Annotated in this window: 9 protein-coding genes and 1 pseudogene; 5 read left to right on the forward strand and 5 right to left on the reverse strand. The window is 73.5% G+C overall.

What is annotated here, in order from left to right:
• The coding region (locus tag ACFYUS_RS38935) for a hypothetical protein (RefSeq protein WP_388863029.1) at positions 1-281 on the reverse strand (281 nt) is incomplete at its 3' end.
• Between the two features lie 150 nt (positions 282-431).
• Between ACFYUS_RS38935 and ACFYUS_RS38940 the strand changes: the two genes are divergently transcribed.
• The 3 genes and pseudogenes from ACFYUS_RS38940 to ACFYUS_RS38950 all read left to right on the forward strand — a co-directional run.
• Positions 432-1424 (forward strand): helix-turn-helix domain-containing protein, encoded by a 993-nt coding sequence (locus ACFYUS_RS38940; RefSeq protein WP_388863031.1) that lies wholly within the window; start codon positions 432-434, stop codon positions 1422-1424.
• Between the two features lie 569 nt (positions 1425-1993).
• The gene (gene rsgA, locus ACFYUS_RS38945; RefSeq protein ID WP_388863033.1) at positions 1994-3109 is read left to right on the forward strand and encodes a ribosome small subunit-dependent GTPase A; all 1116 of its coding nucleotides are present in this window, start codon (positions 1994-1996) and stop codon (positions 3107-3109) included.
• 86 nt (positions 3110-3195) lie between these two features.
• Positions 3196-3588 (forward strand): annotated as a pseudogene (locus ACFYUS_RS38950) (transposase); the annotation flags it as partial.
• Positions 3589-3609: 21 nt separating this feature from the next.
• Here the strand turns inward: ACFYUS_RS38950 and ACFYUS_RS38955 are convergent.
• Entirely contained in the window at positions 3610-4119 is a 510-nt protein-coding gene (locus tag ACFYUS_RS38955) for an SUKH-4 family immunity protein (protein WP_388863035.1), read from the reverse strand.
• A 149-nt stretch (positions 4120-4268) separates the two neighbouring features.
• Between ACFYUS_RS38955 and ACFYUS_RS38960 the strand changes: the two genes are divergently transcribed.
• Positions 4269-5621: a DNA-3-methyladenine glycosylase 2 family protein gene (locus ACFYUS_RS38960; protein WP_388863037.1), complete on the forward strand. Its 1353-nt coding sequence runs from the start codon at positions 4269-4271 to the stop codon at positions 5619-5621.
• Here ACFYUS_RS38960 and ACFYUS_RS38965 read toward each other — a convergent pair.
• From ACFYUS_RS38965 to ACFYUS_RS38975, 3 genes are all read right to left on the reverse strand, one after another.
• The gene (locus tag ACFYUS_RS38965) at positions 5591-5998 is read right to left on the reverse strand and encodes a PPOX class F420-dependent oxidoreductase (protein WP_388863039.1); all 408 of its coding nucleotides are present in this window, start codon (positions 5996-5998) and stop codon (positions 5591-5593) included. The genes ACFYUS_RS38960 and ACFYUS_RS38965 overlap by 31 nt on opposite strands.
• A gap of 207 nt (positions 5999-6205) precedes the next feature.
• A complete protein-coding gene (locus ACFYUS_RS38970) occupies positions 6206-6688 on the reverse strand; it encodes a DUF456 domain-containing protein (RefSeq protein ID WP_388863041.1) in 483 nt (160 codons plus the stop codon).
• Between the two features lie 109 nt (positions 6689-6797).
• Positions 6798-7781, reverse strand: coding sequence for a helix-turn-helix domain-containing protein (locus ACFYUS_RS38975; protein WP_388863043.1), 984 nt, complete (start codon positions 7779-7781; stop codon positions 6798-6800).
• 233 nt (positions 7782-8014) lie between these two features.
• On the opposite strand from ACFYUS_RS38975, the gene ACFYUS_RS38980 reads away from it, so the two are divergent.
• Positions 8015-8295 (forward strand): hypothetical protein (locus ACFYUS_RS38980; RefSeq protein ID WP_388863045.1); only part of this gene is annotated, 281 nt, incomplete at its 3' end.

Raw genomic sequence — 8295 nt, forward strand, 5'->3', positions numbered from 1 at the left:
ACCTGACGTGTCTCCAGGAGCGGGACGCTGCCGTCGTCGCGCGGCAGCGCCGTCGCGGAGGCGCGGCCGGAGGCGTCCGTGGCCACCAGGACCCGGTCGCCGGTGACGAGGGTGACCGTCACGGGCCTGTCCGTGCGCTGCACGGCCGCCTGCGTGCCGACGAGCGGTTTGCCGCCGGGGGCGCCGGGGCCCGGCTGGGCGGCCACGGAGGGCGTGAGCGCGGTGACGGCCAGGACGGCGGCGGTCGCCGCTCCCAGGGCCGTACGCGATATCGGGGGCATCGTTCTCCCTTGGTCGTTGCCGGTGCGGTGGCGACACCTTGGCAAGAGCGGCGGGCCGTGCGGAACAGCGGTAGCGGGCGGGAAGGTGCCGCGGCCGTTTCCCGCCACACAGGTGGTGGAAGGACACCCTCCGGAAAGGGGAGGGCGGGAATGCTCGGAGCACTTGGACTCGACGAGACGCAGGAGGCGGCGTACCGCGGCCTCGTCAGGCTCGGTGGCGCCGCACAGGACGATCTCGCGCGCCGCCTCGCGCTCGGCGAGACCACCGTGGCCGCCGCGCTGCACCGCCTGGAGGAGCAGGGCCTCGCCGCACGGCCCCGCCCGGGGCGCTGGGTGGCCGCTCCGCCCGGGATCGCCCTGGGCGCGCTGCTCACCCGGCAGCGGCAGGTCCTTGACGAGACCGAGCACGCGGTCGCGCTGCTGGCGGACGCCTACCGCTCGGAGGTGGCGGAGTCCGCGGTGTACGACCTGGTGGAGGTGGTGACGGGCGCGAAGGCCGTCTCGCACCGCTTCCTCCAGCTCCAGATGGGCGCGGTGGAGGAACTGTGCGTCATGGTCACCGGCAGACCGGTCGCCGTCGCCCCGCTGGAGAACCCGGTCGAGGACGCGGCCGTGGCCCGCGGGGTCGCGTACCGCGTCGTGCTGGAGCGCGAGGCCCTGACGCTGCCGGGCCAGCGCACGGAACTGGCCGTGGGACTCGGGCGCCGGCAGGAGGTACGGCTGGTCGACACGGTCCCGACCAAGCTGGTCGTGGCCGACCGCACGCTGGCGATGGTTCCGCTCGGCGGCGACGGCTCCGAACCCGCGGCTCTGGTGATCCACGCGAGCGGGGTGCTTGATCTGCTGATGGGCCTGTTCGAGCGGGTGTGGCGGAAGGCGCTGCCGCTCCGGCTCGGCATCGGTGGGGAGTTGATCGAGAACGAACCCGCCGGACCCGACGCGACCGACCTCCGGATCCTCGCCCTGCTGCTGGTCGGAATGACCGACGCGCGCATCGCCAAGCAGTTGGGGATGGGCCTGCGCACCGTGAAGCGGAGGGTGAAGGGGATGATGGACCTGACAGGGGGCACCACCAGGATCCAACTGGGGTGGCACGCCTACGAACTCGGCTGGATCACCGGCCCGCCCCCGGCGCCGCGTTGAGCCGTTCGAGATCCCGTTGGCCTGCAACTCCGTCAAGTGGCCGCCGAAGCCCGGTGAATCGACGCCGTGCGGTCCTGCCCCGTCGTCGGCGGTCACGTCTGCTTTCGCGCGGTCCCGTTCATCCCGTGCCGTCACGCCCTCGGATCACGGAGCCGCGAGGTTCCCCTCGCGGCATGGAGTCCGTGGCAGCAGGGGACGTCGGTCGTCATGGCGGAGAAGTGCCGGAGGTTCACGGCGGAGTTGCCGGGGGGCCGGCCCTGGACACCGTGTGACTCGCGGTGCGAGGACGGAGCGTCCGCAGCCGATGCCGGGCGGGTGAGGTCTCGGATTTAATCGGTGGTGCCGGTCCTCGGTGCGGGGCTATGGTTCTGCTCATCCGTTCCCGAGGGGGACGGTGTCGGTTCGTCGAGCAAGAAGCAGGAGGTGAGGACAGTGATGACTGTCACGGTGACGGGTTCTGCCCGCATTCAGGAGTTCATCGTTCCCACCCCTGTGGTCTCCGGCTGACACCCACTCGACTTCCGCGCGCTCGGAGCGCGCCGCCGGGGCCACCCTTCGAAGGGTCCCCCTTGTCTTTCCCGCTTTCCTCCCCGTCCTCTTCCTCCTCGCTGCTCGACGCCCACGGCTGGGACTCCGGCTGGGCCGCCGCCTTCGCGCCGTACGCCTCCCAGGGACTGGTCCCGGGGCGGGTCGTCCGCGTCGACCGCGGCCAGTGCGACGTCGCCACCGCCGAAGGCGTCATCCGCGCCGACACGGCGTTCGTGACCCCGCACGACCCGCTGCGGGTCGTCTGCACCGGCGACTGGGCCGCCGTCGACCCGGAGGGCGCGAGCGACCCCCGGTACGTACGGGCATGCCTGCCGCGCCGTACGGCCTTCGCGCGCTCCACCTCCTCCAAGCGGTCCGAGGGGCAGATCCTCGCCGCCAACGTCGACCACGCCGTCATCACCGTCTCGCTCGCCGTCGAGCTCGACCTCGGCCGGATCGAACGCTTCCTCGCCCTGGCCTGGGAGTCCGGCGCCCAGCCGACCGTCGTCCTCAGCAAGGCCGACCTCGTGCCCGACCCCGTCGGGCTCTCCTACCTCGTCGAGGACGTGGAGACGATCGCGCCGGGCGTGCAGGTGCTGCCCCTCAGCTCCGCCACCGGAGAAGGGCTCGACGTGCTCGCCGCGACCGTCGCCGGCGGCACGACCGTGCTGCTCGGCGTCTCCGGCGCCGGCAAGTCGACCCTCGCCAACGCACTGGTCGGCGAGGACGTCATGGACGTCCAGGCCGCCCGCGACGTCGACGGCAAGGGCCGGCACACGACGACCACCCGCAACCTCTTCGTCCTGCCCGGCGGGGGAGTCCTCATCGACACCCCCGGACTGCGCGGCGTCGGGCTCTGGGACGCCGAGGCCGGTGTCGGCCAGGTCTTCTCCGAGATCGAGGAGCTCGCCGGAGACTGCCGCTTCCACGACTGCGCCCACGAGTCCGAGCCCGGCTGCGCGGTGACGGCGGCGATCGAGGACGGCTCGCTGTCCGTGCGCCGCCTGGAGAGCTACCGCAAGCTGATCCGCGAGAACCGGCGGATCGTGGCCAAGACCGACGCCCGGGTGCGCTCCGAGATGCTCAAGGAGTGGAAGCGCATGGGCGCGGGCGGCAGGGCCCAGATGGAGTTCAAGCGCCAGGGCCGGCTCGGCTAGGCCGTGTCCGACGGGTCCTGTGACTCGCCTTGCACGGGATCGTTGCGGTCGGCGCGGGGCGAGGTGACCTTTCGGATGACGAGTGGATGCGGCTGGAGCGGCATCTGCCGCGTAACCGCGGCCGGGGCGGGCGTCGGCAGTGCCACCGCCGGGTGATCAACGGGATTCCCTTCCGGCAACGAACCGGCCTGCCCCGGAGGGATCTGCCGCCGCGGTTCGGCAAGTGGAAGACGGTTCGCGATCGTCATCGCAGATGGTCGGCGGACGGCACGTGGGAGAAGATCCTGCGGGCCGTCCGGGCCGTCCGGGCCGTCCGGGCCGACGCCGATGCAGAGGGCCGAATCGACTGGAGCATGGTGAGCGTCGACCCGACGTCCTGCCGAGCACACCAGCACGCAGCCGGTGCCCTCACCCGCGCGCCACGAATTCCGGGCCGCCGCCGCCCGGCCAGACACCGTTCCGACGAGGGCCTGGGCCGCCCGTGACCGTCGCGTCCTCGTCTATTGGTCTTCCGGGACCAGGACGCCGAGCTCGACTTCCTCGAAAACGCGTGACCACCAGGCTTCGTCGTCCTCGAACACCTTCGGATCGCTCTGCCGGGCCCTTTCGACCACATCGTCGGCGTAGTCCTCGTAGTCGTCGTCCGCATCGCTCCTTCCCGAGCAGACGAACGCCTCCCACACCTCCAGGACGTTCTGCAGACCAGCGACCGAAGAGTTGACCAGCCCGCACTGCTCGTCCCCATCGCCTTCATAGCCGCGGACCATCCACACTTCGCCGCTGTCGATCAGCAGCCAGTACGTGTTGACGCCGTCCTCGAACGCGCCGAGGAAAGCAGCCCGACCCGGCGGAAGGTCGCGGACCTCCAGCTCCCGACTCGCGTCCCGCACGAACATGCGATTGCAGTCGGCCGGCAACCCTCGCTCGCCCAGCCCGGACAGCGCCTCACCGTCCACACCAAGGCCCGCGAGAGCACTCGCGTCATATGGCGGCCACAGCGCGCTCCGCAAGCGGCACCTCCTGCTCGATCCGTCCATCCGATCTTCTCAGACCGCGTGGACGACCCATCGGACAGGACCTAGGGCCGGTCCGCCCCGCCCCGACCGCGGTGTCCGAAAACCGCGAGCCGGGGCGGGGCGCCTCCCGCACACTGGGAGCCATGAGGGACGACGACACCCGCTACGAGGCGGTCAGCAGCAGGGACGCCCGGTTCGACGGAGAGTTCTTCTTCGCCGTCCGGACCACCGGGATCTACTGCCGGCCCAGCTGCCCCGCCGTCACCCCCAAGCGGCAGAACGTCTCCTTCTACCCGACGGCCGCCGCCGCCCAGGGCCACGGCTTCCGCGCCTGCCGCCGCTGCCGGCCCGACGCCGTGCCCGGCTCCGCCGAGTGGAACGTACGGGCCGACGTCGTCGGGCGCGCCATGCGGATGATCGGCGACGGCGTCGTCGACCGCGAAGGCGTCCCCGGGCTCGCCGGGCGCCTCGGCTACAGCACCCGGCAGGTGCAGCGCCAGCTCACCGCCGAGCTGGGCGCCGGGCCCGTCGCGCTCGCCCGCGCCCAGCGGGCGCACACCGCGCGGCTGCTGCTCCAGACCACGGGCCTGCCCGTCACCGAGATCGCCTTCGCCGCCGGATTCGCCAGCGTCCGCCAGTTCAACGAGACGATCCGCGCCGTCTACGCCCGCACCCCCACCGCCCTGCGCGCCGAGGCGGGCAGCGGCGCGGGAGCCCGTACCGCCCTCGCCGCCGGGGTGCCGCTGCGGCTCGCCCACCGGGGCCCGTACGCCGCCGGCGAGGTCTTCGACCTGCTCGCCGCCGAGGCCGTGCCCCGGGTCGAGGAGGTCGTCGGCGCCCCCGGCGCCCGCACCTACCGGCGCACCCTCCGCCTCCCGTACGGCACCGGCGTCGTCTCCGTCGACGAGCGTTCCGGCGGGCGCTGGCTGGAGGCCCGCATCCACCTCACCGAGCTGCGCGACCTGACCACCGCCGTCCACCGGCTGCGCCGCCTCTTCGACCTCGACGCCGATCCGTACGCGGTGGCCGAGCGCCTCGGCACGGCCCCCGGGCTCGCCGCCGAGGTGGCCGCCCGGCCGGGCGTGCGCTCCCCGGGGGCGGCCGAGCCCGAGGAGTTCGCGCTGCGGACGGTCCTCGGCGCCGAGGAGTCGGCCCGGCTCGTCGAGGCGTACGGCACCCCCCTGGCCACCGCCTGCGGAACCCTCACGCACGTCTTCCCGGAGCCCGCCGCCCTCACCGGCCACCCCGTCGCGGGGCCGCTGGCCCGCGCCCTCGCCGACGGAGCCGTACGCCTCGACCCCGGCGCCGACCGCGACGAGGCCCAGCGCGCCCTGCTCGCCGTCCCCGGCGTCACCGCCGAGGCGGCCGCGCTCATCCGCATGCGCGCCCTCGGCGACCCGGACGTGCCCCCGCCGGGCACCCCGGAGGCGGAGGACTGGCGGCCGTGGCGCTCCTACGCGGCGCGCTACCTGGGCGCGGGCCCTTCCGCCGCGTAGTCCTCCAGGCCCCAGCTGTGGACCCGGCGCGGATGGATCCGGACGACCTCCTCGCTGAAGTGCGGGCCCAGCAGGTGCGAGCCCACCAGCAGCTCCGCCTCGCCGCGGATCTCGATGCCCCGCACCCGCCAGGGGCGGACGCTGACGAGGTCGTCGACGACCAGCGCCACCTTCGGGTTCTTCCGCAGGTTGCGCCACTTCTTCGTCCGGCCCATGCGGATCCCGCCCACCAGGACGGTGCCGTCCTCCTGCGGGAAGTAGACCACCGGGTTCGCCTGCGGCTGCCCGGACGGGTCCACGGTCGCCATCCGGCCGAGCTTCCGGCCCTCCGTGAGATAGGCCCGCTCGGCCTCGCTGAAGCCCTCGAAATCCCTCATGCCTCCAGGGTCGCGCGGACCGCCCCTCGGCGGCTCGGTACGGGGACCGGTCCCGGCTCGGACTTTCGACCCAGACCCAGACCCAGACCCGGACCCAGGGCCAGGCCGGAGCCCCAGGCCCAGACCCAGGACCAGGCCCGAGTCCCAGACCCGGACCCAGGACCAGGCCCGAGTCCCAGACCCAGACCCAGGACCAGGCCCGAGCTCCTAGCCCCAGATCACCGCGCCCGCCCACGCGCCCACGATCAGCAGGCAGGCGAAGAGCTCGACGAGCACGCTCGTGCCGGCCGCCCGCATCACCGTCCGGGTCGCCGCCCTGGCCTGGCCGTGGCCGCCGAGGCGGAGCCGCTCCGAGAGGTAGATCCCGCCGACGAAGCCGGGGATCGCGCCCACCACCGGGATCAGGACGAAGCCCAGGACGGCGCCCACCCCCGCGTACGCCACCATGCGCCGGGTGATGCCGACGCCCCGGACACGGCGCGGCGGCAGCTGCCAGACGATCACCTGGGTGAGGAGCAGCAGGCCGGTCGAGGAGGCCAGCAGGATCCAGGCGAGGTCCGTCCGCTCGTGCAGCGACCACCAGAGCATCGCCGCCCACACCAGCCACGTTCCCGGCACGCCGGGCGCAAGGACCCCGAACAGACCGAGCAGCATCACCGTCGCGATCATCAGGAGCTGCCACACACCCACGCTGACCAGCGTGCACGACGCTCGGGATTCCCGCAGGTCGCGGAGGGCGGACGGGGTACGGGGGACGGGGGAGACCTCGGAAGGGCCGCCCCCGGCCGGCGTCCCGGTGTCAGCCGCGCGCGACCCAGCCCTTCTCGTACGCGTGCCAGCCGAGCTGGAGCCGGGTCGTCACCCCGGTCAGTTCCATCAGGCCCTTCACCCGCCGCTGTACGGTCCGCAGCCCCAGGTCCAGCTGCTTCGCCACGCTCGCGTCCGTCATCCCCGCGAGCAGCAGCGACAGGATCTCCAGGTCCATCACGTCCGGGCCCGGCGCCTCGTCCTCGGTGATCTGCGCGCCGGCCCCGAGCCGCAGCGGCAGCGCCTCCCGCCACACCGACTCGAACAGGCCCATGAGCGATTCGAGGAGCCCGCTCGCGTGCACGACGATCGCCGCCGGCTCGGCGCCCCGCCCGGTCAGCGGCACCATGGCCAGGGACCGGTCGGCGACGACCAGCTTCGTGGGGACCCGGTCCGCGACCCGGATCTTCTCCTCACGGCCGAGCGCGGCGGACAGTTCGAGCAGCCCGGTCGGAAGGGTGAGCACCTCGCGCTCGATCACCACCCGGTAGCGGACCCCGCGCCCCGCCGCCTGCTCCTCCGCGTCGTTCTCCAGGCCGGAGACCACGAGCGGCTTGCCCGTCACCAGGGCGCAGACCTCCTCCTGGGCGCCCAGCTGGAGCTGGAGGAAACGATGCGTCACCGCGCTCGCCCCGGTCACCACCTCCACCAGGTCGTGCACGGCGGCCTCCTCGGCCTCCGCCCGGTACTCCTCGGCGAGCAGCGCGGCCGCCAGCTCCGCCTGCTCCAGCTCGTGGCGCTGCTGGGTGAGGAGCGCGCCGAGCGCGACCCCGGGCGGCGCCGCGACCCAGCGGCCGGCGCGGGCCGAGGACTGGGCGGCGAGCCCCTGTGACTCCAGGCGGCGCAGCGCCCGCTCGGTGTCCTGCTCGGGCAGGGCGAGCCGGTGCGCGAGATCGGTGACCTCGGCCGCGCCCAGCGCGACCAGGGCGCGGTACGCGGACTCCTGGCGCTCGTCGAGACCTATCGCTCCCAGCATGGATGTCCCACCCCTCGCCGCGCCTCCGGCGGGCGTCCCGGATCGTTCGGGGGACGTTCGCCGGAGGGATTCGTTCCGTTGGTGACCTGGCGGGAAACGGCCACGGCGTATTCCCGCCTCTCCCATCATCCCTGTACCGCCCTCACCTCTGCCAATGTGGCGCCACCGCAGCACCAACAGCCTCCGGCGAAGGGATACTTATGCCCTTTTTCCGGATTCAGATGGGGAGAGCGATGCGTCCGATTTCGCGTACGGCCCTGGGGGCGGCGACCGCCGTCGTCCTGGCCGTCACCGCGGTCGCGCCGTCCATGGCGAATGAGCCGCAGGACGGCACGGCCGGCAAGCGACCGCTGGTCGGCAGCGAGGCCTCGGCCCGCACCGGAGCCGGGAGCGCCACGGTGACCCTGGTCACCGGCGACCGCGTCCTGGTCACCCGGGACGCCGAGGGCAACCCGGCGGCCACGGCCCTGCCCCGCGAGGACGGGACCGTCCCGCTGGTGCAGACCCGCCGCTC

The organism is Streptomyces sp. NPDC004284 (assembly GCF_042874035.1).
Taxonomy (GTDB): domain Bacteria; phylum Actinomycetota; class Actinomycetes; order Streptomycetales; family Streptomycetaceae; genus Streptomyces.

What these genes read in the sequence shown, in the direction of transcription:
- ACFYUS_RS38960 (WP_388863037.1), top strand. Translation starts at nt 4,269, where the DNA reads ATGAGGGACGACGACACCCGCTACGAGGCGGTCAGCAGCAGGGACGCC.
- ACFYUS_RS38975 (WP_388863043.1), bottom strand. Translation starts at nt 7,781, where the DNA reads ATGCTGGGAGCGATAGGTCTCGACGAGCGCCAGGAGTCCGCGTACCGC.
- ACFYUS_RS38940 (WP_388863031.1), top strand. Translation starts at nt 432, where the DNA reads ATGCTCGGAGCACTTGGACTCGACGAGACGCAGGAGGCGGCGTACCGC.
- ACFYUS_RS38965 (WP_388863039.1), bottom strand. Translation starts at nt 5,998, where the DNA reads ATGAGGGATTTCGAGGGCTTCAGCGAGGCCGAGCGGGCCTATCTCACG.